Raw genomic sequence first — 26,054 nt, 5'->3', positions numbered from 1 at the left:
GTCGTTACGCTTTCGCGAAAGCGAGAACCACCTCAACCTTTTTTAACAAAAAAAGCTGCCTCTTTATAACAAGAGACAGCTTTTTAAAATCTAAAATAATATCATTTAATGAATCATAATTTTTTCAGTAAACACATTATCATCGCCTTCTACCTGAAGAATATACCATCCAGAGCGTATGCTAGACATATTAGAAAGACTTAAAGTCTGTTGATTTACATCTAACTCTTCTTTCAAAATTTCTTGTCCTAAAGAGTTAAATAAACGAGCTGTCCATTTTTCCGAAACCACATTACCTGTATTTATATGGATCACATCTCCTGTTACTGGATTAGGATATACAGAAACCACAGCGTCCGTAACAGACTCATTAGATAATGTTACATTTTCAAAGAATAATTCAAAGCGGCCTTCCATCTCTGCAGGATCTACTATAAAATCTATAGCGTTATTTACGCCATAACTAATAGCTGTTATCGTACCTGCAAAATTATCTCTTAGATATGCATTTACTCCTGGCACAGCTTCCATTTTAATAGCTAACGTGTAATTAGTACTCTTATAATTAGTAATACTTAAAGGAATCACGTCTGCATTCACAGGAAATGGTCTTGACTCAATTGCTAGATTAGAAAGGTTACTCACTATAGATAATGTCTCGTCTAGATTACTAAACTTCACTGCATCACGCTCATCAATTGCAGGATTTTCTACATTAGAAAACCTCACTAAAACACCATCTTGAGCAGTTAAATTACCCATATACCTACTAGTTTCATAAAGATCTACCGTTAGCATATTATCTAACACTGGCGCAGAAAATATACCTGCGTCTGTTAATGAAACTTTATCATCGATATGAAAATCTATGGTACCAGGTGTAAGAGCTTCTATAAAGAAAGACTGTCCTGGTTCTAAAACATTACTTGCAAGAGACGCTCCTGTTGCACTACCGCTAGGTAATGTAATAGTTGTATACGCACCTCTAGTACCCAAAGTAGGGTCCCAGTAATAAGCAAACCCTATCGCTGTTGCACTAGTTGCAAGACCTAAATCCATCTTAGACTGATATGGATTACCTACTAGATTAAATCCTGCCGCAAGAGGTAAAGAAACATCTTCCTGCTCTAAAACTCCTGTCGCTCTAAGCGTAGTAGTCATATCCTGACCAGAACTGTTGTTATTAAGATCTAGATTACGATCACCTCTTACTAAAACTCTATAAGCCTTCCCTACACTGTGTAATGTAGTTTTAGTATTAGTAACTGCATTCCAGCTACCACCATTAAATTCAAAGGCACTTGGATTACCAGTTGTAGTAAAATCTAATCCTGTAACTGCATCTGCAGGGCCACCTACTTCATTTAAAGAACCTAATACACCTGTTATTTGCATACCATATCCTACAGGTGTATTACCACCTTCTTGCCATGTATCAAATAAAGACTCTCCAGACACAGGAGATGTTAAAAATCTAAATGCGCGATTTCCAGAAATATAACGCTCTACTTCTATCCCATTTAAAGGATTAGGGTTAAAATTACCATCACCTACTATTTGCGCCGTATGCACAGCATTACTTTTAAAAACAACCTTACCTAAAACATCTCCAGAAGTTGACACATCATTACCAGCAAGATCTATTTCTCCAGCTACATTAAGAACAGTCTGACCGCTTACAGCACCTAGCCATAAAATCTGATTCCTATCACTAGCCGTTCTATAATTACTTAAGGATATCTCAAATGAAGTAGCTGTAGATCTTAACACAGCATCTACCACATCATTACGATCTCCATGCACTAAATAACCACTACCTAACACAGCAGTGTTATCTCCTAAAATAATATCCCTACCCACATGCACGTCAGATGAGACATTAAGCGTTCCATTATCATTTATAATAAGATCCCTACACAGAAAACCACTTATCCCAGCAGAACTTCCCGCCTCAATAATCACTACATCCTGCATAGAAGACGGTCTACCACCGTCTGCACCAGTAGGGTCATTAACCCATCCCATGGTATCGTTTCTATATACATAACTACCTACCTCATCATCAATAATGGTTCCTGTCGCGCTATTGTAGTTTAAATCCACCACATAAGAAGTGTCTGGCACGATACTTAAAACAATTGTTTCATGATGTTCAAAAACATCATCTCCATTAATAGCAACATTTAATAATGCAACACCATCTGCACCGGTGGTAACTGTACCAGTGAGGTTAGTTACAATATCCTCACCTGGAATAGTGTTTGCTGTTCCCGAGACAGAATAATTAATAGTAGTAACACCCATATTGGTATTTACAAATCTATACACTAAGGTACCACCATCAGTAGCATTATCACCTTCTAGCGCACTAGCAGTAACCATCTCTACTCGTACACCACTAGGTAGCGGCGTTGTATATTCTTGTACAGGAGAATCTGTTATTCTCTCTGATGGCAATGCAGACACCTTTCTTGCTACCCATCTTACCGTTCCGTAATATGGAGGTACGGTTCCAGAATAAGTACCTAAACCATCTGTAGTACTAAGTGGCAACACTTCTGGTATGGCACGTATACCAGTAGGTACCGTTAGTGGATCACAACCAGCACCTAAACAATAAAAGATACCTGACCTAGCACTATCATAGGTAGGATCTGTATCACTTACGAGATCAATTGAAATATTAACATTATCTGCTCCAGAAGGCAGCATTGGCGCCATTACAGCGTTAGACCATACTTGTGCATTCCCTATAGCACAAGAGGTCATGACCACCAAGGTGATGGTCTTTAGAATTCCCCTATTCATAATTCTTAAATTAATTCACAGCAAATAACTCATTTACATCTCAATCGTGAAAGCGTTTTAAGGAAACAATAAAATCTTTTCGTTGAGTAGATTACAAAGTCCGTTTAACGAATCGCAGAACCTTGTTTCTCAATTAATAACGAAATATTTAAAGCTATAATTGATAATAATGAATTTTATAAGTTTCGCTTTCGCGAAAGGGGAATTTCAAAATAATTACCAAATGATAAAACAAAAAAAAGGGAGTGGTTATACACCACTCCCTTTTTTATTATCAAATGTTTAAAAACTACCCTACTACAAAGTTCACAATCTTACCAGGTACAATAATCGTTTTACGTATTTGTTTTCCTTCTAATTGTTGCTGTACTTTCTCATTTGCAAGTACCATTTTCTCCAACTCATCTTTTGAAACGTCTACCGGTAAATCTAGTGTAAATTTCATTTTACCATTAAATGAAATAGGATACGTCTTACTACTTTCTACCAAGTGCTTTTCATCAAACACTGGGAAAGGCGCTTCACTTATAGATTCCTTATGACCTAATAATGACCATAATTCTTCGGCTATGTGCGGTGCATATGGTGATACAAGAACAGCAAGTGGTTCTAACACTTCACGACTATTACATTTTTGAGCAGTTAACTCATTTACCGCAATCATAAAACTACTTACACTCGTGTTAAATGAGAAGTTCTCAATATCATCTTGCACCTTTTTAATGGTCTTGTGCAAGGTTTTCATGCTATCTGGTGATGCTTTTTCATCACTAACAGAAAAACCAGCATCGTTATGATACAGTTTCCATAGTTTTTTCATAAAACCATAAACTCCTGTAATACCAGCAGTATTCCATGGTTTTGCTTGTTCTAGCGGACCTAGAAACATCTCATACAAACGCAAGGTATCTGCTCCATACTGATCACAAATATCATCTGGACTAACGACGTTGTATTTAGACTTAGACATTTTTTCTACTTCTCTAGAGACTTTGAATGTTCCGTCTTCAGCAGTAATGAATTCTGTAGATGCATAATCTGGACGCCAAGCTTTAAAAGCTTCCATATCCAATTCATTCTGAAGATTAACTAAAGAAACGTCTGCATGAAGCTTTCTTCCCGACTTGATGTTTAAATCCTTAGCTTTTACACCTTGAGAAATAAATCGTTTTTCAATCTTACCATCAACTTCAATCTCTAATTCCTTCACAAAAGCGCTTTCACCCAAAATCATACCTTGATTGATCATCTTTTGGAACGGTTCTTCTACAGTGACTTTACCTAGATCGTGCAATAACTTTACCCAGAATCTACTGTACAACAAGTGACCTGTCGCATGCTCGCTACCACCTATATATAGATCTACGTTATTCCAGTATTCTTGTGCTGCTGCAGAAAACATTTCGTTTTCATTGTTAGCATCCATGTATCTGAACATGTACCAAGAACTACCTGCCCAACCTGGCATGGTGTTCAATTCTAGTGGATATACACAATCGCGATCGTCATCGTTAGAAACTACTTTATTTTCTTGAGTACACCAGCTCCAAGTTGTTGCACGACCTAATGGCGGCGCACCATCTTCAGTAGGTAAATATTCATCTACCTCTGGTAATGCGATAGGCAAGTGCTTGCTATCTATCATTTGTGGCAATCCGTCCTTATAATATACTGGGAATGGCTCACCCCAATAACGCTGTCTAGAAAATACCGCATCACGCAATCTGTAATTGGTTTTTCCTTTTCCAGATCCTACTTCTTCTAATTTCTCAATCGCTGCTGCCATTGCACCAGTCTGATAACTCATTCCGTTTAAGAAATCACTATTACAAAGCGGTGTTTTATCTTTTGCTCCATAAGCCTCTTCAGATATATCCACACCATCAAAAATGTTTTTGATAGCAGGCATTCCTTCCTGACCTGCAAAGTAGTTGGCAAATGCATAATCACGCTCATCACCGCACGGTACTGCCATTACAGCGCCAGTTCCATAACCTGCAAGCACATAATCACCTATCCAAACCGGCACAGGCTCACCACTTAATGGATGCGTAGCATATGCTCCTGTAAACACTCCAGAGATAGTCTTTACATCGGCCATGCGTTCTCTTTCTGATCGTGCCGCTGTTGCTTTTTTGTAAGCTTCTACCGCGTCTTTTTGTGCCGCAGTAGTAATTTGATCTACTAGTTCATGCTCTGGAGCAAGTGTCATGAATGTAACTCCGTAGATGGTATCTGGACGCGTTGTAAATACATCTATTTTATGGTCATCTAATTGAAAAGACACCATCGCACCTACAGATTTCCCGATCCAGTTGCGTTGTATTTCTTTGATAGATTCTGCCCAGTCTAATCCTTCTAGACCTGTTAATAAACGCTCTGCAAATGCGCTAATTCTCATCATCCACTGACGCATTTTTTTACGCACTACAGGATGTCCACCACGTTCTGAAACGCCGTTTACGATCTCATCATTTGCCAAAACTGTTCCTAGTCCTGGACACCAGTTTACTTCCGTATCTGCAAGAAAAGTTAATCTATAATCAAGCAATATCTCCCGTTGCTCTTTTTCTGTAAACGCGTTCCACTCTGCAGCTGTGAATTGTCTCAAATCTTCTTCTGTGGCAGCGTTGATGTTATTTGTTCCGCTTTCGCGAAAGCGAGATTCTAACAAACTAATAGGTTGCGCCTTATCTGCATCATTATCATACCAACTATCAAATAGCATGATAAAAATCTCTTGTGTATATTTATAATAATCTGGTGAAGAAGTTCTTACCTCACGATCCCAATCAAAACTAAAACCGATGCGATCCATCTGATTGCGGTATCCGGCAATTTTGTTTCCAGACTTATCAGTTCCTCCTTCAATATTTGTTTTAGTAGTCTCTGCAGGATGTTGACCTGTCTGTATCGCATACTGCTCTGCAGGTAGTCCAAAACTATCATAACCCATAGGGTGCAAGACATTAAAACCCTTGTGACGCTTATAACGAGACACAATGTCACTAGCAATATAACCTAACGGATGCCCTACGTGTAGCCCAGCACCACTAGGATATGGAAACATATCGAGTGCATAGAATTTAGGTTTATCAGAGTTATTTGTAGCTTTAAAAGTCTTATTAGTAGCCCAATGTTTTTGCCATTTTGCTTCTATTTCTTTGTGATCGTAGAGTAACATAGTTTCTTCTTGTAAGTAGCAAAAATACTAAAGCGTTTGTGAATTGTGGTATTAAATAAGTTTTGAGATAGAAAATGGTTATTGAGTACCATATCCACCCCATTTTGTCAATAATTAAAGACTAAAAAACAAGTTATACCGTTTGTGAGATAAAATAACTATCTGGAAATCGTTCTAGGTGTGTTACTTTGTTATTTTTGTAAATCAATTCTAGTCGTTGTAAAATTTATGTCATCACAGTCCAGTTATCAGAAACGTCGTTTATTCAGCTCCTATTTTTGGGTGGTAATCAGCTTGTTTCTGGTTTTATTCATGCTAGGTTTACAAGGTTTTTTCTTGCTTAACAGCCAGAAACTAGCCGATTATTTCCGTGAGCAGGTGCCTATGTCTATCTATTTTAAGGACACCGCAAAGGATGTGGACATGCGACAACTAGAAAAAACACTACAAATGGCAGACTATACAAAGAATGCTGTTTTTGTGAGTAGTGAAGAAGGTGCGCAACGTACCAAAGAAGATCTAGGAGAAGATTTTATTGCAAAATTAGATGGATTTAACCCTATCCCTAACTCTATAGATGTGCGACTCAATGCAAATTTTGTTACCGCAACCGAGATACAACAAATCGCAGATGATCTTGCTGCAAAAGAATACGTGCAAGAAGTAAGCTATGATAAACCACTGGTTTCTTTACTTAACAAAAATGTAAAGCGCATCTCTTTCTGGATGCTTATTGTGTCTGGAATTTTTGTTTTAATCGCATTTTTATTAATCAACAGTTCTATAAGACTAAGCGTTTATGCCAAACGTTTTACGATAAAAACTATGCAAATGGTAGGCGCTACTAAAGGTTTTATACGCAGACCATTTATCATGACTAGCATAAAATTAGGATTAATCGCTGCCATACTAGCTCTAGGATTACTAGCCGTAGTAGTTTATTATGCAGACGGTTTTGTGCCAGAATTAGAAATACTTGAAAATTATGAAATGCTGACTATTCTATTTGTTGGTGTCTTAGTTTTCGGAATATTAATAAGTTTGATCAGTACATTTTTTGCAACAACTCGTTATTTGAATTTAAAAACAGATCAGTTGTATTACTAGGTAAGAAACCTTTCCCTAGCATTAAAGGGCAGGTTTCTATAAGGAGAGATTAAAGTAAAGTCTTCTCAACCTTTAGGATTGAGGAATGAAAACTGAGAAAATATAAACAGATTCTGCGATTGATGCGGAATGGCAATATTATAAAAATGAAAAAAGGAATCATTAAAGAATCTTACCATAAAGCTTCTAAACCTCTTGATAGACAAGAGGCTGTCGAAGTAGAAGAGAATATCAAGCCTAATTTTGAATTTGTTTTCAAAAAGAAAAACTATCTGTGGATGGTTATAGGACTCGTAGTTATTGCTGCTGGATTTGCTCTTATGGCCGGTGGTGGTAGTGAAGACCCTGCTGTTTTTAATGAAGATATTTTCTCATGGAGACGCATTAGACTTGCACCTATGATGGTTCTTGCAGGTTTTGGGATCGAGATGTATGCTATTCTTTTAAATCCAGATAAAAAGTAAATGGAGACTATAGACGCATTTGTTTTAGGAGTTATTCAAGGGCTTACCGAGTTTTTACCTGTTTCTTCTAGTGGACACATAGAATTAGGGAAAGCCGTTTTAGGAACCGATATAGCAAACAAAGAGGAGAATTTACTCTTTACAGTGGTAGTACATTTTGCCACAGCGCTAAGTACCATTATCGTTTTCAGAAAAGATATTATAGAATTACTTAAAGGTATTTTTGCTTTTAAGTGGAATGAAGAGACTCAATTTGCTTCTAAAATTGTTCTTTCTATGATACCTGCCGTTATAGTAGGTTTATCATTTGAGAAACAACTAGAAGAACTCTTTGAAGGTAGAATTATACTTGTAGGCTTCATGTTAATTATAACTGGTTTACTATTATTTCTAGCAGGTCGCGCAAAAAAAACAGAGAAAGGTGTCAGCTGGAAAGATGCCTTAATTATAGGAGCATCACAAGCCATAGCTATGTTGCCAGGTATCTCTAGAAGTGGAGCAACCATTTCTACATCAGTATTACTAGGTAATGATAGAGCAAAAGCCGCTCGATTTTCATTCTTAATGGTTGTTCCATTAATTTTTGGAAAAATCGCAAAGGATTTATTAGATGTAGTAAAAGGTGACACTATTATAGAAAATGTATCTACAACTCCTTTAATTGTTGGCTTTTTTGCAGCGTTTATAGTAGGGTTACTAGCTTGTACCTGGATGATATCCTTAGTACGTAAAGCAAAACTTCATTACTTCTCTTACTACTGCTTTGCGGTAGGTATAATAGCTATTATCGCTGGTGTAGTTAATTCCTAAATAATCTAGCTCAGAATAAATAATTACTTTTAGCATACTAAAAATTAGAAATGCAAAAATTAATTATAGCTCTCATATTATTTACAAGTACTGCTAGCATGGCACAACAAACAACCGTTAAAGGCGCTTTTTTAGAAAAATGGAATAACTCACGCGATTACCTTATCGCTGTTGCTGAGGCGATGCCAGAAGAGTTTTATGATTATAAACCTACTGCACGCCAAAAGTCTTTTAAAGAACAACTCTTACATATTCAAGGTAATATCAATTGGATAGATAGCTCTCATTTCTCAAGACGCGAGACAGAAACAGCGTCACAAGATTATTACAGCTTTAATAAAAAGCAAATCATTGATTTACTACAGCGTACTTTTAATGACGCACACAACAGCATAAGTACCACGACAGATGAGGAATTAAAAGAGATTGTAAAATTCTTTGCTGGACCTAAATCAAAATTGCAGCTCATGAATTTACTCCAGGATCATGTAACACACCACCGTGGTCAGTTACTGGTTTATCTTAATCTTAAAGACATCACACCACCTAATTTTAGTGGTTGGTAGATTCTTAATTAATTGCATAAAAAAATGGCTTCTATCTCTAGAAGCCATTTTCAGTTATTATTAAATAGATTTATTTCGCTTTCGCGAAAGCGGAAAACCTATCCATTATACCCTTTTATTTAAAGTCTGCATCCTTAACTGTATTCACAGATACCTTTTCTACTTTAAAGGCAAGATTTTGACCCATCATTTGTTGAGTAATAGTCATTGGAAATTTAACACCGCTAGTCTCTTTATAGTCTGAATATTTAATCATAACAGCTACTTTCTGACCTTGTGCTTCTTGAGTAGTTTCTTCAGCTACTTTTAAACCTGTATTCACATCATAAAAAGCCTTCTTATTATCAGACCATTTAATTACATAAACCTGGTTATCACCCATCATTTCAGCACCTGCAAGAGTTGCTTTATCTGCAGAATAAAATTCTGGAATAAACATAGCCTCTACTTGTGCAAGTTCTAAGTCTGCACCAGATAATTCCTGACTACCGCCCATACCGCTAACACTTGCCTTGTTGTTTGCAACAACCTGACGCATCATAGTATTACCAGCCATTTTAATCGTTTTTACTAGTTTATCATTTTTGGCAGCTTTCATGTCTAATATAAGATCACCTTGAGGTGTCGTATAAATAGCAAAGTAAGAAGTAGAATTTACCGCAGCAACAGCATCTTTTCCACCTATAGCTTTTACATAGCTATCTACTACCGTCTGAGCTGTTAAACCTGCAGGAATCTCTATAGTAGAAGGACGCTCTGTCTCGTTTGCATCTTTGTCATAAAATTTAACCGGTACTGTTTTACCATTTAATTTCATTTTTTCAAGAGGCTCAAGAATATCTGCAGCCTTACCTACTAATACGATACGTAAGTTATCTGGGCTCAGGTACTTGTTTGCAACACGTTTCACATCTTCTTTAGTCACTTTATCTATGTTAGAAATAAAGTTTTTGTAAAAATCTTTATCAAGATCATTCTTCTCGATATTAATAGAACGACTCGCTACTACCGACTTATCTTCTGACTGCATGATAAAGCTACCTAAGAACTTTGCCTTTGCAGTAGAAAGCATTTCATCTTCTACATACTCATCTCTAATTCTATTCAATTCTTTAAAAGTCTCTACTAGAGCGCTATCAGTAACTTCATTACGCACCTTTGCAGTTGCACTAAAAGTTCCTTTATAGTTTCTACCTGTACCTATATTAGAACGTGCACCGTATGTGTAACCATTTGCCTCACGCAAGTTCATATTAAGGTAAGAACCGAAAGAACCACCAAATACATAGTTTGCTACAAGAACAGCATAATAATCTGGATCGCTCATTTTTAATTCAGAAAGACTCATAACAGCAAGTTCTGTTTGAACTGCGTTAGGCACATCAATTAAGTTGATTTGAGTTTCCTCAACATCAGCTAGCTCTGGAAGAACTGGTTTAGGTGCCATTCCCTTATCCCATTTACCAAAGTATTTCTTTACTAACTTCTTAGCTTCTTTTTTCTCGATATCACCAGTGATGATTAAATACCCATTTGACGGCTTAAAGTAATTTGTATAAAACGCGTTAACGTCTTCTAGAGTTACAGAGTTGATAGTCTCCTCTGTAGAAAACTCACCAGCTGGGTGATTTTTACCATAAACTAAAGCACTACGTACTTTACCAGCAATAGCAGCAGCACTGTTCTCTCCAGATTTTAATCCTTCAATAGCTTGAGACTTTTCAAAGTCTAATTCTTTTTGAGTGAAGTTAGGCTTAAAAGCTGCTTCAGTAAAAAGTTGAAAAATTTCTTCTTTGTACTTAGAAAGACCACCAGCAAAACCACCGTTAACTCCTACAAAGATATTTGCTCCTAGATAATCTACCTTTTCATTAAACTCTTCCTTAGAAGTCTCTGTAGAACCTTTACCTATTAAAGCACCAGTTAAAGACTGTACTCCAGCTTTATCACCTTCAAAAACAGGTGGGTTATTAAGGTCAAGACTCATGTTAAGAGTAGGCAGTTTTTTATCTGACACCACAAGAACTTGAAGTCCGTTCTTTAATTCAAATGTGTAAGGTTTACCTAAGTTAATTTCTGGAGTAGGTCCAGAAGTAGGCATTTGTGATCTATCTATTTGTGCAATGGCAGTAGCTCCTGTAAGGAATAGTACCATTAAAAATATAAGTTGCTTTTTCATTGTGGTAATTATTTTTTTGTAATGGTAAATTCAGTTCTTCTAGATTGTTCTAACTCTTCATCAGAACAGTTTTTGCTTTCACAATCTACAATAGGATTCTCTTCTCCACGACCTACAGCTTTAATTCTGTTAGCAGCAATACCTTTTGCAAGCATATAACTTCTTACAGCATCTGCACGTTTTTGAGAAAGAGTTTTATTGTAAGCATCACTTCCTTTGGTATCTGTGTACGTTTCTGCAAGAATCTCCATTGATGCATTCTTATTCATCATGTTAACAATGCGATCTAATTCTTTACTAGCACTAGCTGTAATTACTGCCTTATCGTTATCAAAGTAAATCTTATTGATTTGTAATTTATTATCTACCACTTTAACATCGTCCATGGCATCTTTCATCTCCTCTTCTGTAGGAGCAGTTCCTGCTAGGTAATCTAATTCTAATCTTTGATTAGGCATTAAGTATTGATTTGCAACACGCTTAATATCTTCACGAGTGATACCTCTATAAACGTCTAACTCTTGATTAATTAAACTTGTATCACCCATTAACATATTATAACGAGCTAATGACGCTGCAATACCTTCTACACGAGAATTTGAGCTTACATATTGAGCTTCAAATTGATTTTGTAGTTTTTGATACTCTCTTTCTGAGATTAATTCTGTTTGAAGTTTTACAATTTCTTCATCCATAACCTCAGCTAACTTACTTAACTCAATATCCCCTTTTGCAAGAGCACCCATTGTATAAGTTCCATAATCTTGATTAGACTGTCCGAAAGCTAGTACCTGAAGAGCTATTTGTTCTTCATCTACCATTCTTTTTTGCATTCTAGAACTAGCACCACCTGTAAGTACTGCAGAGATGTAGTCGATTACATAAGCATCACGATCTGTAGATTTAGGAGTGATGTAAGAAAATATCTTAACTGGAATCTGGATATTAGCATCATACTCTGTAGCAAAACGTGTTGAAGTAATAGGCTGTTCAACAATAGACTTACGTACATTTCTAGGTGCCTTGTTCTCGATAGGACCAAAATAATCTTTGATCATCTTCTTAGTAGCATTGATATCGATATCTCCAGCTACAACAAGCACTGCATTATTAGGATTATAATATTTGTCATTAAAATCTTGGAATTCAGAAAGCTTTGCAGCATTTAAATCTTCCATAGATCCAATAACACTCTGGCCATATGGGTGAGATTTAAACAAATGTTTATCAATACCAGTTCTATAGATAATAGCTCCATAAGGTGCATTATCGATACGCTGACGCTTTTCTTCTTTTACAACTTCGTTTTGAGTATCCACTCCTATTTGTTCGATTTTAGGATGTAGCATACGCTCACTTTCCATCCATAAACCCATTTCTAGATTATTAGAAGGAAAGGTTTCATAATAATAAGTACGGTCTTGGGTAGTGTTTGCATTATTGCTACCACCGTTTGCAGAAACAATATCAAACCATTTACCTCTCTCTATATTTTCTGTACCTTCAAAAAGCAAGTGTTCAAAAAAGTGAGCAAATCCAGTTCTTCCAGGCTCTTCATCTTTTGCACCTACTTGATACATAACACCTGTAGTTACAACTGGCGCGCCGTTTTCTTGATGTAAAATAACGTGAAGTCCATTATCAAGGTCATACTCGGTATACTGTACCTCTTGAGCAAAACCAGTAGCTGTTGCAAAAGCAACCGCAAGACTTAAAACAATTTTTTTCATTTGATAGTTTTTATGTTTCTTATTGTGGTTAGTGTCTTATCTATATGAAATGTTACATAAAAATTAAAGACTTCCCAAAAATAAAAGCTTTTTACAATAATTGAGTTAAAGTAAAATCAAAATACCTGATAAATAGACAGCTATGTACGAACTTAGAAGTAAACCAATTATTATGAAAACAACACATACTATAAAGTACGCACTCTTCATGGCTTCGGCTTTAATCATTTATTTTATACTGATCGACATTATAGGATATGCAGGACAAAGCTATCTTAGTTTTTTCAATGCTATAATAGTAGGTGCTGGTATTTACTTTGTACTTAAAGATGTTTACAAGAATGCAAATAAGTTTAAGTATATGGATGGTTTTGTAGCTGGTATCAAAGCAGGTTTTATTGCTACCATATTATATACCATTTTTATGGCGATATATTTATTTGAAATACATCCAGAGCTATGCTTAGAATTAAAAGAACAAGTTGCGATAGCAGGAGAAGGTATAGAAGCTGCCTTATTATTATTTATCTTCTTATCTGGTCTAGCCACCTCAATAGTACTGCCTTTAGTTATTTTACCATTATATAAAAAATCATGGAATACGAGGGATATTAGAGAAAAGCAAAAGCCGTTAAATCAATAGGATAGAAAAAAATTGTATAATCTGTTGATAACTTTGGTATCTAAGCTAATAGAACTATATTTGCAGCCCGAAATTAATAATAATAAGCAACAATTATGTACGCAATCGTAGAGATAGCAGGGCAGCAATTCAAGATCGAGAAAGATCAAAAGTTGTTTGTACATCGTTTACAAGAAGATGAAGGTGCGTCAATTAACATTGACAAAGTTCTTCTTTTAGGTAATGGTGACAACATCACACTCGGCGCCCCAGCTGTAGAAGGAGCATTTGCAGAAGCAAAAGTTCTGGGACACCTTAAAGGTGACAAAGTAATCGTTTTTAAGAAAAAACGTAGAAAAGGATACCGTAAGAAAAACGGACACCGTCAGTACCTAACTCAAATTCAAATTTCAAGTATTTCTGCATCTGGTGGAAAGAAGTCTGAATCTAAGAAAGCTGCAGCACCTGCAAAAGCAGAAAAAGCTCCAGCTAAGAAATCTGCTGGTAAAGCAGATGACCTTAAGAAAATTGAAGGTATCGGTCCTAAAATAGCATCTACTCTAGTAGAAGCTGGTATCGCAACATTTGCAGATCTTGCTAAAGCAGATCCAGCAAACATTTCTGAAATCATTGCTGGCGTAAGAGGTAATCACGTACCAACTACATGGCCACAACAAGCTCAGCTTGCAGTGGACGGTAAATGGGATGAATTACAAGAATTACAAGACCGTCTAGACGGTGGAGTAGAAAAATAAGTTTAACCGTATCTGAATTTTATACAGATCATAAAATAAATTATCATGGCTCATAAAAAAGGAGTAGGTAGTTCGAAAAACGGAAGGGAATCTCACTCAAAACGTCTAGGCGTTAAGATTTACGGAGGTCAAGCAGCAATCGCTGGTAACATCCTAATCCGTCAGCGCGGTATGGAACACCACCCAGGTGAAAACGTATATGCTGGTAAGGACTTTACATTACATGCAAGAGTAGACGGACTAGTGAAGTTTACTAAGAAAAGAAATAATAGATCTTACGTATCTATCGTTCCTGTAGCTGAGGCTTAAGAACGAGTTCTTTTTAAAAGACAAAATCCCAAATCGATTTATTCGGTTTGGGATTTTTTATGTTTTATAGACTATAACTAGAATTCTAACACATGACCACTTTACACTAATTCAGTAAAATAGAAGCGCATATCCATTAAATAAACAGAATAATTATAATGCCATCGTGACATAAATAACATCAAAACTAACTACCTGAGCAACTATTATTTCTAAAGTAGCATTACTATAGGAACATATATATCAACCAAATTAAGAGCGGTATAAAGCAATAGACAGCGTATTTAAAGACAAATTACCTGGCAAGCCCAGCTCTACCCAATTCTACTATAAGAGAGTCGCAAAAAGCACCTTCTTCCAACTCACCTATATTTGCTATTTGAATACTATAAACATCAGTAAAACCTGTCTGATCAACTATAGAGGTATCTCTAAGAGTATTGAGACTTGTTACTAGTCTAGAAATAGGCCAGTCATTCATTTTAATAGAATCACCAGTAATTTTAAGACCTGCCTTACCATAAACACCAGCTGCATTTCCACCCATTATAAAACCACTAAGGTGAGTGGTTTTCACTTCTTTTTTAGGAAAATCTGTACTACATGATGTTATACACAATGCGATCAATAAAACTATAAAAAACTGCTTCATAATAAAGGGTTCATTAGGAATAACGAATATAAAGTTTCTTTATTCTAGAAAGAAACAAAGAGCGATACTTAAAAGATAAAAAAATCCCGATAAAATGTCATGTACATTTTATCGGGATTCCTATTAACTTTTATAGAGAATTATACTCTAATTCCTTTAAGACGTTTTTCGATCTTTTGTTTTTTTGCAGTAAGCAATTTCATAAGATCCATTATCTCTACATCTTTCGTTTCCTTGTAAATCTCATTAAGGCCTAGAATAAGCTCTTTTGCTTTTCTTGATGAATGTACTCTATCACTAGTCGACATATTACTCATCGATGCTCCTAGCCATTCATTTGCGTCTTTTATTATATCCATTTCTTCTTTAATTTTATCTCGCTTTCGCGAAAGCGTAACTATTTAAAAGCAATTACGATGCCAAAAGTTAGTCAATTTATTTGAATTTCCTAACAAATGGCTAGAATATTTAAGAATTCTTAATATCTATAATATTCTGGCTTGAAAGGACCTTCAACTTTTACGCCTATATATTCTGCTTGATCTTCTTTCAATTCAGTAAGCTCTGCTCCCATTCTCTCTAAGTGAAGCGCAGCTACTTTTTCATCAAGATGCTTAGGTAACATGTATACTTCATTTTCATAAGCATCTCTATTATTCCAAAGTTCAATTTGCGCAAGAGTCTGATTAGTAAATGAGTTACTCATTACAAAACTTGGGTGACCAGTCGCACAACCTAAGTTCACAAGACGGCCTTCAGCAAGAAGTATGATGTCTTTACCGTTAATAGTATACTTATCTACTTGTGGCTTAATTTCTACTTTAGAGTCACCATGATTAGTATTTAAGTAAGCCACATCTATCTCATTGTCAAAATGTCCGATGTTACAAACAATAACCTTATCGCGCATAGCCTCAAAGTGCTCACCGCGTATAATATCCTTATTACCAGTGGTAGTAATAACGATGTCTGCATTACCTACCACGTTCTCAAGTTTCTTAACTTCAAAACCATCCATAACTGCTTGTAATGCACAAATAGGATCTATTTCAGTAACCGTAACGATAGAACCAGCACCTTTAAAAGAAGCAGCACTACCTTTACCTACATCACCATATCCACAAACTACCACACGCTTACCAGCAAGCATAGTATCTGTTGCACGACGTACAGCATCTACAGCACTCTCACGACAACCGTATTTATTATCAAACTTAGATTTAGTAACAGAATCATTAACGTTGATGGCTGGCATTACTAGAGTACCATTCTTCATACGCTCGTATAATCTGTGAACACCAGTTGTAGTCTCTTCAGATAAACCATTGATACCAGCAGCTAGTTCTGGATATTCATCAAAAACCATGTTAGTTAAATCACCACCATCATCAAGAATCATATTTAACGGCTTGCGATCTTCTCCAAAGAAAAGAGTTTGCTCGATACACCAGTTAAATTCTTCTTCATTCATACCTTTCCAAGCATAAACAGGGATACCAGCAGCAGCGATAGCAGCAGCGGCATGATCTTGTGTAGAAAATATATTACAAGAAGACCAAGTAACATCTGCTCCTAAAGCGACAAGAGTCTCAATAAGAACTGCAGTTTGAATAGTCATGTGAAGACATCCTGCGATACGAGCACCTTTAAGTGGCTGCTCATCTTTGTATTCTTCTCTCAATGACATTAAACCAGGCATCTCTGCCTCGGCAAGTTGAATTTCTAAACGTCCATACTCTGCAAGAGACATGTCTTTTACTTTATTAGGTACGTAAGGAACTGTTTTATTGCTCATAGAATTTTATTTTAATATATAAGTCGTTGATTCTATTCAAAATCAACAAATTAAAAGTATTTTTTATTTATTAAATTGCGGCTGCAAACTTACAAAAAATCAACCGGTTTTTATGCCACTTTTTCATTCCCTTAACAACCGTGAGAATACAGAGGTTTTTATCTGGAAAATCACTGAGACTGAAGCCTTTCTAAGAACTGACATAGAACTGTCAGAAAACTCTAAGAATAGGTTATTCACCATGAGTTCAGACCTGCATAGAAGAGGTTTCTTAAGTATAAGACATTTACTTAAAATAGCTGGATATAGTGATTTACAACTATTTTACACAGATAACGGTAAACCCCATCTAGAAGATGGCAAGCATATTTCTATAACACATAGTTATGAATTTACTGCTATTATCATAAGTGATGTACCCATAGGTATAGATATAGAAAAGCAACGTGATAAAATAAAACGTATCGCTCCTAAGTTTATAGGCTACGAACAAGATTTTATATCTTCTATCGATAATTCCATAAAAGAACTTACTGTAGTCTGGGGCGCAAAAGAATCCATGTATAAACTTTACGGTAAAAAAGGTTTGGGCTTTAAAGCCCATTGTTTAGTAGAGCCTTTTACAATGCGTAGCGATTTAACTATCTCTCGTATTATTTATGAAAATGATAATTTAAAGTTTGATGTTTATTTTCAAGAAATCGAGAATTTCATGCTAGTTTATGTAATTCCATCTCGCAATGCCTGATATTCTCAAAACAATTGAGCAAGCAAATCGCTGTTTATCCATTCTTATAGATCCAGAAAAAATGGAGATGGATGCGATTCCCGCTTTCGCGAAAGCGGTTTCCATAACCATCCACAACCTTAAAGAAAAACTACAAATAGATCAATTTTATTTTTTTGTAGGTGGCAGCACGATGGAGAACGTAAATTTTGACAAATGGGTTAACAAATTAAAAGAAAATAGCAATATACCGATCGTTATCTTTCCGGGATCTCACCATCAACTATCTGAAAATGCGGATGCATTGCTATTTTTAAATCTAGTTTCAGGACGCAACTCTGATTTTTTAATAGAACAACAAGTCCGTGCTTCAAATAAATTAAAGAAATCAAATCTAGAAGTTGTTCCTACTGGATATTTACTTATAGATGGCGGCAAAGAGACAGCCGTGCAACGCATCTCGCAAACTCTGCCATTACCACAGCACGATATGGATTCTATTGTGAATCATGCATATGCTGCACAACTTATGGGAAATAGATTAGTTTATTTAGAAGCTGGTAGCGGCGCTCTAAAATCGGTTTCTACAGACATAGTGCGTGAAGTAACACAACAACTTCATATTCCATTAATAGTAGGCGGCGGCTTGCGAACTGTTCAAGATATACGGTCCGTTTATGATGCAGGCGCACAAATGGTAGTAGTAGGAACAGCAATTGAAGAGAATATCAAATGGAATGGCTAGCTTTGTAACACCGAAACCAAAAAAAATGAAAGCATCTATTGAACTTACTATGTCGCCATTACAAGATGATTATGAGCAACACATCATCAAATTCATAAAAACGCTGCGTGATTCTGAATTTGAGGTCTTAGAAAACCCATTAGCTACACAAATTTATGGAGATTTTACTGCTATGATGAGTTTCTTAACTAAGGAAATGGCAAAAAGTATGGAAGAGACTAAAGCAGTTCTCTTTTACATGAAAGTGGTTAAAACAGACCGTCATGATTATGAGCCTTTCTTTTAATGGAGGTTTTAGAATTTATTTTTGGCCAGTATAGAGACTATAGTACATCGCATATTGTTTTAGAACAGATAGCTATTACAGCAAGTGTGATAAGTGTTATTTATTCTTATCGCAATAGTGTTTTGGTATTTCCTTTTGGAATCATAGGTTCTATCATATTTGTTTATCTACTAGATGCCTGGAATCTATTGGGTGATATGATCATTAGTATTTATTATTTTGCTATGAGTATATATGGATGGTATATATGGACTAAAAAGGACAATCTTACTGCTGTAACTCCTATAACATCTACTACATCTTTACAATGGTTCAAGTCACTAGGAATTTTTGTCTGCTCTGGAATCTTTGTTTATTTTATTTATTGGAAATTCGATCGTTTTGAAAATTTAGTAAGTTATGTAGATATAATTACTACTGGAATTTTCTTTGCCGGTGCGTGGCTTATGGCATTGCGTAAGCTAGAACATTGGTTGATACTTCTTGTAGGGAACCTTATTTCAATTCCGCTTTATTTTTATAAGGGACTAACTTTTACGGCAATTTTGTATATATTTTTCACGATAATGTCTATAATTGGCTATCAAGAATGGAAAAAATACCTCAACAAACAGAATTCAGTGGCTTAAAAATAGTTCTCTATGGACCTGAAAGCACTGGTAAAAGCACGCTCACACGTCAACTTACCGATCATTTTAAAACAGTAAAAGTAGACGAGTATGCCAGAGAATATCTCCAAGAAAAATTTGATCGAACAGGTAAAATTTGCACTTATGAAGATTTAATACCTATCACAATAGGACAACGCATTACTGAAAATGAAGCCGCTCAAAACGCTACTGATTATCTAATTTGCGATACAGACGCCTTAGAAACCTACGTGTATTCCATAGCATATTTTGACAAAGCACCAGAAGAGCTTAAAACAGCTGTAAGTAAAAGCGAATATGACTTATATTTACTGCTAGATGTTGACATTCCATGGGTCGCAGACGATTTAAGAGATAAACCAGAAGATCGCAAGGGAATGTTTCAACGTTTTGAACAAGGATTACAAGATTTTGATAAAAAATACGTAACCATATCTGGCACTGGAGAAGATAGATTTAAAAATGCTCTAGCCGCCATTGAAAACATTACAAATTAATGAAGTTAACTGACCAACATAAAGAGCAACTCATTGAAAAAGGTATTTCTGAAGAAGTACTACTCAGACAATTAGATCGATTCAAAACAGGATTTCCTGCAATTAGACTAAACCGACCTGCTACAATAAGCGACGGAATTATTTCGTTGAAAAAAATAGATAAACAAGAATCGATTAACTTATATGAAGAGCAAGTCAAACATCTAGATGTTATAAAATTTGTCCCTGCAAGTGGCGCTGCCACACGCATGTTTAAATTTTTACATGAATTTTTAAATGGGTTTGACCCACAAGAAGACTCTATAAATAGTTACATCAACCTTAATAAAGCACCAGAATTATTCACTTTCTTTATAGGAATGGAAAAATTCCCTTTCTATAAAAAGATTATAAAATCTTTAAAAAGGAAACATACAGATTGGGCTGCAAAACCAGTACAATCTAAAAAGATTCTATTCATAGAAGAAATGCTTTCTGAAAACGGTTCTAACTATGGCTCAATGCCCAAAGGCTTAGTTCCATTTCATAAATATAAAGGCCACACAGCGACAGCCTTTGAAGAGCATTTATTTGAAGCTTCTATATATGCTAGTAGTAATCAGCTAGCCAGACTTCATTTTACCATAGCACCAGCTTTTAAAAATCACTTTAAAGAAGAATTTGATCGCATTCAAAAAATAGTAGAAGAAAAAACAAACACTAGATTTGCGATCAGTTTTTCACATCAATCTGCTAGCACAGACACTGTTGCTGTAGATGATAATAATGAAGCTATTGTTCTAGAAAACGGATGCCTTTTTTTCCGTCCTGCTGGACATGGAGCATTGCTAGAAAATCTAGATCAGTTAGACGCCGATTTGATTTTCATCAAGAACATTGATAATGTAACTACGTCAGCTTATGAAAAGCAGGTTAGTGAATACAAAAAATTTCTTGCTGGTTATTTAATACAAATTAGGAATAAAACATATGACTACCTTAAAACTATAGATAGCAAGGAAGTAAGTGATGAATTAAAACTAGAAATAGAAGGTTTTATCACCCAACAGCTCGACAATGTACTACCGACAGATTATAAGAAATATGCTTATGAGTACCAATTAGATTATTTATATGAAAAACTTAACCGCCCGTTGAGAGTTTGTGGTATGGTTAAAAATGAAGGAGAACCTGGCGGTGGCCCTTTCTGGATTCACAATCAAAAAGGAGAACTCTCTCTTCAAATTATAGAAAGCGCGCAAATAGATCCTAAAAATAAAAGTCAGCAAGCGATTGCCGTAAAAGCTACCCACTTTAATCCGGTAGACCTTATATGTAGTGTACGTGATTACAAAGGAAACAAATTTAATCTCATGGATTTTTGTGATGAAGAAACTGGTTTCATAACTCATAAATCTCGCAAAGGAATGTGTATAAAAGCACAAGAATTACCAGGATTATGGAATGGCGGCATGGCATACTGGAACACCATTTTTGTAGAAGTACCTCTTATTACTTTTAACCCTGTGAAAACAGTTAACGACTTATTAAAATCTGCACACCAGCTAGATTAATGAATATAGAACAACTACATAAAGAAGTGCAATATAAAGCAGTTGCCAGCAGTGGTCCCGGTGGACAAAATGTAAATAAGGTGGCCACAAAGGTTCAATTGTATTTTGATGTTTTAAATAGTCTCGCTTTCGCGAAAGCGGAACACGAAAGGATTAAAACAGCGCTATTTAAACAACTTACTAGCGATGGCGTTTTACAAGTCAATTGTCAAGAATCTAGAAGTCAGGCCAAAAATAAAGAACTGGTTTTTAAAAAATTACTAGCCATACTTTCCAAAGCTAGTGTAATCATTAAAGTACGTAGAAAAAGGACTGTACCTAAGTCTGTTAAACGAAAACGTCTTAATGATAAGAAGAAACATAGCGACAAAAAGAAAGATCGCAATTATAGATATTAAACCCTATTACTATGAAGAACTTGCTATACATGCTCATGTCAGTTTTATTGATTTCTTGTAATCAAAAAACTAATGACAGCACAACAACTCCTATAGATTCTAACATTTTAGAAGTAGAAGAAATAACAAATGAATTTGCTATAGTCATTCATGGTGGCGCAGGTACAATAAAAAAGGAGAACATGACTCCAGAACTAGAAGCGCAATACAATGAGAAATTAACAGAATCCATAAAAGCTGGTCATGAAATTCTTGCAAATGGCGGTAGTGCCATGGATGCTGTAGAAGCAAGTATTAGAATAATGGAAGACTCACCTTTATTTAACTCTGGTAAAGGAGCTGTTTTTACGCATGACGGCATCAATTCTCTGGATGCTAGTTTTATGGACGGCACAACACTCAATGCTGGAGCAATTGCTGGTGTAACTACTGTAAAAAACCCTATCTCACTAGCCAGAAAAGTGATGACAGATTCTGAACATGTATTATTAAGTGGGGCTGGTGCAGACTCTTTTGCAACATCCCTTGATGACAAGAACATTGAAATAGTAGATAATAAATATTTCTACACAGAACGTCGTTTCAAATCTTTACAGCGCGTCTTAGAAAGAGAAAAAGCTAAAGATGAGAAAACAGTTGCACGATTAGAAATAGAAGATCCTTTTGTAAAGGATTCTAAATATGGTACTGTAGGCTGTGTTGCTCTCGATAAAAACGGAAATATAGCAGCAGGAACCAGCACTGGCGGTATGACCAATAAAAAATATGGTCGTATAGGTGATTCTCCTATTATAGGAAGTGGCACCTATGCAAACAATAAAACTTGTGGTGTATCAAGTACTGGACATGGCGAGTTTTTTATTAGAGCACAAGTAGCTTATGACATAAGCGCATTAATGGAATACGGTGACCGCACACTAGAAGAGGCTACAGAAGAAGTAATCCAAGAAAAACTAGTTGATCTAGGTGGTACTGGTGGAATAGTCGCTCTAGATCGATTAGGAAACATTTCCATGGAATTTAATACCGCGGGAATGTATCGCGCAATGATGGATGATGATGGGAAACTTACCGTTGGGATGTATAAAGAGTAAATCGACTAACGATTGAAGATTAACGATATCAGATTTTTGATTTGGTCTCAAGATTAAAAAACTATAAAACAAAATGAAAATAATATCCTATAACGTAAACGGTATCAGAGCAGCGATGAAGAAAGAATTCATCAAATGGTTAACAGCGGCAAATCCTGATGTGCTTTGTTTACAAGAAATAAAAGCTCAAGAAGACCAGATAGATACAGAGGCTTTTAAACAAGCTGGATATGAGTACCAATACTACTATAGCGCACAGAAGAAAGGCTATTCTGGTACGGCTATCATTTCTAAGATAAAACCAGATCATGTTGAATATGGTACTGGTATAGAAACTATGGACTTTGAAGGTAGAAACATTAGAGCCGATTTTGGCGATCTATCCATAATGTCTATGTATTTACCTAGCGGTACTAATGATGAACGACTGGGCTTTAAATTTGAATATATGGAGCAGTTTCTAGAGTATTCCAAGGAATTAAGAAAAGAACGTCCTAATCTATTAGTTTGTGGTGATTACAATATATGTCATAAAGCTATAGATATTCATAATCCAGTTGGACTTAAGAAAACATCTGGTTTTTTACCAGAAGAACGTGAGTGGATGGACCGTTTTGTAGAAAGTGGTTTTATAGACACTTTTAGAATGTTTAATCAAGAGCCTGACCAGTACTCCTGGTGGAGTTATCGTGGTGGTTCTCGTGCTAGAAATAAAGGATGGAGATTAGACTACCACATGGTAAACAACTCTTTAAAAGACAGAGTAAAACGCGCTGTAATTTTAAGCGAAGCGGTGCATAGTGATCACTGTCCTGTAATGGTGGAGATAGACTAGTTTCTAATCACTTAAAACACTAAGTAAATCTAAATAAACTAATAAGAACATAAACAGTTATTATTAGTTTATTTTTTTGACCTAAAACATATAGCTATACGCAAACCCTTTAAGAGCAACCTTGTAGCACCACCACAAATTCTCCCTTAGGCTTCTTATGCTCAAAATGGGCAATAGCTTCTGTAACCGTACCTCTAAAATGCTCTTCGTAGAGTTTTGTTATCTCACGAGATACAGAAACCTGTCGTTCTTCTCCGTAGTGCGATTTAAAATCGGCTAGAGTTTTTAATAATTTGTGGGGAGATTCATAAAAAACTATGGTTCTAGTTTCTTCTTTTAAGAATTCTAGTCGTTTCTGGCGTCCTTTTTTAACAGGAAGAAACCCTTCAAATATAAATTTATCACATGGCATTCCAGAAACTGTAAGAGCCGGCACAAAAGCCGTTGCACCAGGTAACGATTGTACTTCTAACTCATTTTCAATAAGCTTACGAGTTAGTAAAAAACCTGGATCACTTATCCCTGGAGAACCAGCATCAGTAATAAGAGCCATAGTCTCACCTGCCTGTATTCTCTTTACAATAGTGTCACTTATTTTATGCTCATTATGCATGTGGTAAGATAGCATTTGAGTAGCAATACCATAATGCTGTAATAATTTACCACTAGTCCTAGTGTCTTCTGCAAGAATAATATCTACCTCTTTTAATATTTCTACCGCACGATAGGTCATGTCTTTAAGATTACCGATAGGTGTAGGAACGAGGTAAAGTTTCATGTGTCTTATTTATTTTACAAAGATAAAGAAGTATAGATGTAAGAAATGACTTTTAAATCTCTAACATTTTATATAACACAGTATGTTTTTATAGAGATGGCTATTGGTGTTCCGCTTTCGCGAAAGCGGAATTAAAACAAATATATACTCCTTAATAAAGCAATCTAGAGGTATCTTTGTTCCATGAATAGAGATGAGCAATTAAAAGATAGATGGGTACGCACAGTGGCGTTTTTTCAATCCCGATTTGCAGATGGTGATGAGATGGATCTGGATGCTATATTATTTATAATAGGCCTACAAGAACTAGGACAATTGCATCGCAAGTTTCAAAAAGATGAGAAATTGCAATTGATGCATATTGCTATATGTAGAGTTTTAGAACCGTATGGTTATTATGAATTTTCTCATTATGACGATGATAAATGGCCGCATTATATTGTTAAGGAAAATTTGCCACCTCTTAAAGCTGGAGAACAATCTTTATTAATGAAAGAAGCGATTGTAAACTATATGGTAGTAAGCGAGGTTATAGATTAATTTATTTAATCACTACTTTCTTCTCTCTAGTTACCAAAACTACGGCTAGAATTATAACACCAGTCGAGACTCCTTGCCAAAAGTGGAATTGTTCTCCATCCATAATACCCCATGTGAGACCTATAACAGGCATTAAATAGGTGACAGAACTAGCAAAAACCGGAGAAGTGATCTGTACAAGTTTGTTAAACATAATTTTTGCTGCAACGGTTCCAAAAATAGATAAGACTACCATATACATTAAACTACGTTGTACCGCTGGACTAGAATACTCTAGAGAAGCACCGTCTGCACTGAAAAATACTATGGCCGCAAGTGGAGCGATGAATACAAAATTACCTGTCGCGATAGCGAGTGGTTTAATGTTTTGAAGATACCTCTTTATAATATTTACATTACTCGCATAACAAGTACACGCTATTAGAACCAGTCCAGCAAATAGATAATTCTGATCTGGATGACTATCCATACCTGTAAGCACTAACCCTACAGCTCCTGCTAGACCTATGATCACGCCTAGAAGTTGCTTTTTTGAGAATGAAATCCCAAAAATAACACTTCCCATTATCAAGGTAATTAATGGTACGGTAGAATTGAGAATAGCACTTATAGCACTGTCTATTTCTGTTTGCGCATAGGCAAATAAGAAAGCGGGAAAAAATGTACCTAGTAAACCTGAGACAGCTAGCCATGGCCAGTCTTTTCTTTTAGTCTCTATAAAGGATTTCCAGCCTATAGCGATAAGTATAACCCCAGAAATCATGGTACGCACCGCGCCTAACTGTAAAGGCTGCAATACTAATTCTCCATTATTCTCACCGAGAGCCTTTTTAATTAAAATAAATGAAGAACCCCAAATAAGGCTTAAAACAACTAGGTAAACGTACTTGAGTCTAGAATTATCCATAAAAATAAAAGGACAAAGATGAACTTTATAACTATTAGAATTGCAAAATATTTACAAAAGTGT

26 protein-coding genes are annotated in these 26,054 nt (G+C 35.8%); 17 read left to right on the top strand and 9 right to left on the bottom strand.

Going from position 1 to position 26,054, the window contains the following annotated elements:
• Nucleotides 1-105: 105 nt before the first annotated feature.
• Together LY01_RS03120 and leuS are read right to left on the bottom strand one after the other, a co-directional pair.
• The gene (locus tag LY01_RS03120; protein WP_104514341.1) at nucleotides 106-2,808 is read right to left on the bottom strand and encodes a T9SS type A sorting domain-containing protein; all 2,703 of its coding nucleotides are present in this window, start codon (nucleotides 2,806-2,808) and stop codon (nucleotides 106-108) included.
• 289 nt (nucleotides 2,809-3,097) lie between these two features.
• Nucleotides 3,098-5,992, bottom strand: coding sequence for a leucine--tRNA ligase (gene leuS / locus LY01_RS03115; RefSeq protein WP_104514340.1), 2,895 nt, complete (start codon nucleotides 5,990-5,992; stop codon nucleotides 3,098-3,100).
• Nucleotides 5,993-6,220: 228 nt separating this feature from the next.
• On the opposite strand from leuS, the gene LY01_RS03110 reads away from it, so the two are divergent.
• The 4 genes from LY01_RS03110 to LY01_RS03095 all read left to right on the top strand — a co-directional run bounded on the left by LY01_RS03110 (nucleotide 6,221) and on the right by LY01_RS03095 (nucleotide 8,939).
• On the top strand, nucleotides 6,221-7,099 hold the full coding sequence (locus tag LY01_RS03110; protein WP_104514339.1) for a cell division protein FtsX: 879 nt from the start codon (nucleotides 6,221-6,223) through the stop codon (nucleotides 7,097-7,099).
• A gap of 146 nt (nucleotides 7,100-7,245) precedes the next feature.
• Nucleotides 7,246-7,563, top strand: a complete 318-nt coding sequence (locus LY01_RS03105) for a DUF3098 domain-containing protein (RefSeq protein WP_104514338.1) — start codon at nucleotides 7,246-7,248, stop codon at nucleotides 7,561-7,563.
• Nucleotides 7,564-8,373: an undecaprenyl-diphosphate phosphatase gene (locus LY01_RS03100; protein WP_104514337.1), complete on the top strand. Its 810-nt coding sequence runs from the start codon at nucleotides 7,564-7,566 to the stop codon at nucleotides 8,371-8,373.
• 50 nt (nucleotides 8,374-8,423) lie between these two features.
• On the top strand, nucleotides 8,424-8,939 hold the full coding sequence (locus LY01_RS03095) for a DinB family protein (RefSeq protein WP_104514336.1): 516 nt from the start codon (nucleotides 8,424-8,426) through the stop codon (nucleotides 8,937-8,939).
• 115 nt (nucleotides 8,940-9,054) lie between these two features.
• On the opposite strand, the gene LY01_RS03090 is transcribed toward LY01_RS03095, so the two are convergent.
• Both LY01_RS03090 and LY01_RS03085 read right to left on the bottom strand, forming a co-directional pair.
• The gene (locus tag LY01_RS03090; RefSeq protein WP_104514335.1) at nucleotides 9,055-11,118 is read right to left on the bottom strand and encodes a M16 family metallopeptidase; all 2,064 of its coding nucleotides are present in this window, start codon (nucleotides 11,116-11,118) and stop codon (nucleotides 9,055-9,057) included.
• 8 nt (nucleotides 11,119-11,126) lie between these two features.
• Nucleotides 11,127-12,848, bottom strand: a complete 1,722-nt coding sequence (locus LY01_RS03085) for an insulinase family protein (RefSeq protein WP_104514334.1) — start codon at nucleotides 12,846-12,848, stop codon at nucleotides 11,127-11,129.
• Nucleotides 12,849-13,020: 172 nt separating this feature from the next.
• Here LY01_RS03085 and LY01_RS03080 point away from each other — a divergent pair, with 172 nt between their 5' ends.
• The 3 genes from LY01_RS03080 to rpmA all read left to right on the top strand — a co-directional run bounded on the left by LY01_RS03080 (nucleotide 13,021) and on the right by rpmA (nucleotide 14,534).
• The gene (locus LY01_RS03080) at nucleotides 13,021-13,491 is read left to right on the top strand and encodes a DUF4199 family protein (RefSeq protein ID WP_245890615.1); all 471 of its coding nucleotides are present in this window, start codon (nucleotides 13,021-13,023) and stop codon (nucleotides 13,489-13,491) included.
• Nucleotides 13,492-13,586: 95 nt separating this feature from the next.
• The gene (gene rplU, locus LY01_RS03075; protein ID WP_104514333.1) at nucleotides 13,587-14,225 is read left to right on the top strand and encodes a 50S ribosomal protein L21; all 639 of its coding nucleotides are present in this window, start codon (nucleotides 13,587-13,589) and stop codon (nucleotides 14,223-14,225) included.
• A gap of 45 nt (nucleotides 14,226-14,270) precedes the next feature.
• Nucleotides 14,271-14,534, top strand: a complete 264-nt coding sequence (gene rpmA / locus LY01_RS03070) for a 50S ribosomal protein L27 (protein ID WP_104514332.1) — start codon at nucleotides 14,271-14,273, stop codon at nucleotides 14,532-14,534.
• A gap of 295 nt (nucleotides 14,535-14,829) precedes the next feature.
• Here the strand turns inward: rpmA and LY01_RS03065 are convergent, their stop codons facing one another.
• The 3 genes from LY01_RS03065 to ahcY form a co-directional block, all read right to left on the bottom strand.
• Nucleotides 14,830-15,186, bottom strand: a complete 357-nt coding sequence (locus LY01_RS03065; RefSeq protein ID WP_104514331.1) for a hypothetical protein — start codon at nucleotides 15,184-15,186, stop codon at nucleotides 14,830-14,832.
• A gap of 140 nt (nucleotides 15,187-15,326) precedes the next feature.
• Nucleotides 15,327-15,545 (bottom strand): hypothetical protein, encoded by a 219-nt coding sequence (locus LY01_RS03060; RefSeq protein WP_104514330.1) that lies wholly within the window; start codon nucleotides 15,543-15,545, stop codon nucleotides 15,327-15,329.
• 119 nt (nucleotides 15,546-15,664) lie between these two features.
• Entirely contained in the window at nucleotides 15,665-16,981 is a 1,317-nt protein-coding gene (ahcY, locus tag LY01_RS03055; RefSeq protein ID WP_104514329.1) for an adenosylhomocysteinase, read from the bottom strand.
• A 112-nt stretch (nucleotides 16,982-17,093) separates the two neighbouring features.
• Between ahcY and LY01_RS03050 the strand changes: the two genes are divergently transcribed.
• The 9 genes from LY01_RS03050 (at nucleotide 17,094) to LY01_RS03010 (ending at nucleotide 23,766) form a co-directional block, all read left to right on the top strand.
• Nucleotides 17,094-17,729, top strand: coding sequence for a 4'-phosphopantetheinyl transferase family protein (locus LY01_RS03050; RefSeq protein WP_104514328.1), 636 nt, complete (start codon nucleotides 17,094-17,096; stop codon nucleotides 17,727-17,729).
• A complete protein-coding gene (locus tag LY01_RS03045; protein ID WP_104514327.1) occupies nucleotides 17,722-18,453 on the top strand; it encodes a geranylgeranylglyceryl/heptaprenylglyceryl phosphate synthase in 732 nt (243 codons plus the stop codon). Before LY01_RS03050 ends, LY01_RS03045 begins: the two co-directional genes overlap by 8 nt.
• A 25-nt stretch (nucleotides 18,454-18,478) precedes the next feature.
• Nucleotides 18,479-18,739: a hypothetical protein gene (locus tag LY01_RS03040; RefSeq protein ID WP_104514326.1), complete on the top strand. Its 261-nt coding sequence runs from the start codon at nucleotides 18,479-18,481 to the stop codon at nucleotides 18,737-18,739.
• Nucleotides 18,739-19,368, top strand: a complete 630-nt coding sequence (gene pnuC, locus LY01_RS03035) for a nicotinamide riboside transporter PnuC (protein ID WP_104514325.1) — start codon at nucleotides 18,739-18,741, stop codon at nucleotides 19,366-19,368. The genes LY01_RS03040 and pnuC overlap by 1 nt, the downstream gene beginning before the upstream one ends.
• Entirely contained in the window at nucleotides 19,329-19,886 is a 558-nt protein-coding gene (locus LY01_RS03030) for an AAA family ATPase (RefSeq protein ID WP_104514324.1), read from the top strand. Before pnuC ends, LY01_RS03030 begins: the two co-directional genes overlap by 40 nt.
• Nucleotides 19,886-21,439, top strand: coding sequence for a DUF4301 family protein (locus tag LY01_RS03025; RefSeq protein WP_104514323.1), 1,554 nt, complete (start codon nucleotides 19,886-19,888; stop codon nucleotides 21,437-21,439). The genes LY01_RS03030 and LY01_RS03025 overlap by 1 nt, the downstream gene beginning before the upstream one ends.
• Entirely contained in the window at nucleotides 21,439-21,837 is a 399-nt protein-coding gene (gene arfB, locus LY01_RS03020) for an alternative ribosome rescue aminoacyl-tRNA hydrolase ArfB (RefSeq protein ID WP_104514322.1), read from the top strand. Before LY01_RS03025 ends, arfB begins: the two co-directional genes overlap by 1 nt.
• An 11-nt stretch (nucleotides 21,838-21,848) precedes the next feature.
• Nucleotides 21,849-22,931, top strand: coding sequence for an isoaspartyl peptidase/L-asparaginase family protein (locus LY01_RS03015; RefSeq protein ID WP_104514321.1), 1,083 nt, complete (start codon nucleotides 21,849-21,851; stop codon nucleotides 22,929-22,931).
• A 73-nt stretch (nucleotides 22,932-23,004) separates the two neighbouring features.
• A complete protein-coding gene (locus LY01_RS03010; RefSeq protein ID WP_104514320.1) occupies nucleotides 23,005-23,766 on the top strand; it encodes an exodeoxyribonuclease III in 762 nt (253 codons plus the stop codon).
• Nucleotides 23,767-23,875: 109 nt separating this feature from the next.
• On the opposite strand, the gene rsmI is transcribed toward LY01_RS03010, so the two are convergent.
• Nucleotides 23,876-24,544: a 16S rRNA (cytidine(1402)-2'-O)-methyltransferase gene (gene rsmI / locus LY01_RS03005; RefSeq protein WP_104514319.1), complete on the bottom strand. Its 669-nt coding sequence runs from the start codon at nucleotides 24,542-24,544 to the stop codon at nucleotides 23,876-23,878.
• 183 nt (nucleotides 24,545-24,727) lie between these two features.
• On the opposite strand from rsmI, the gene LY01_RS03000 reads away from it, so the two are divergent.
• Complete coding sequence (locus tag LY01_RS03000; protein ID WP_104514318.1) at nucleotides 24,728-25,084, top strand: hypothetical protein; 357 nt, start codon at nucleotides 24,728-24,730, stop codon at nucleotides 25,082-25,084.
• A gap of 1 nt (nucleotide 25,085) precedes the next feature.
• Here LY01_RS03000 and LY01_RS02995 read toward each other — a convergent pair whose 3' ends face one another.
• Nucleotides 25,086-25,991, bottom strand: coding sequence for a DMT family transporter (locus tag LY01_RS02995; RefSeq protein ID WP_104514317.1), 906 nt, complete (start codon nucleotides 25,989-25,991; stop codon nucleotides 25,086-25,088).
• Nucleotides 25,992-26,054 lie beyond the last annotated feature (63 nt).

Origin of the sequence: Nonlabens xylanidelens (assembly GCF_002934445.1) — a bacterium.
GTDB classification, from domain to species: domain Bacteria; phylum Bacteroidota; class Bacteroidia; order Flavobacteriales; family Flavobacteriaceae; genus Nonlabens; species Nonlabens xylanidelens.
The sequence above is the reverse complement of the archived record's forward strand: the minus strand, read 5'-3'. Positions and strand labels throughout refer to the sequence as shown.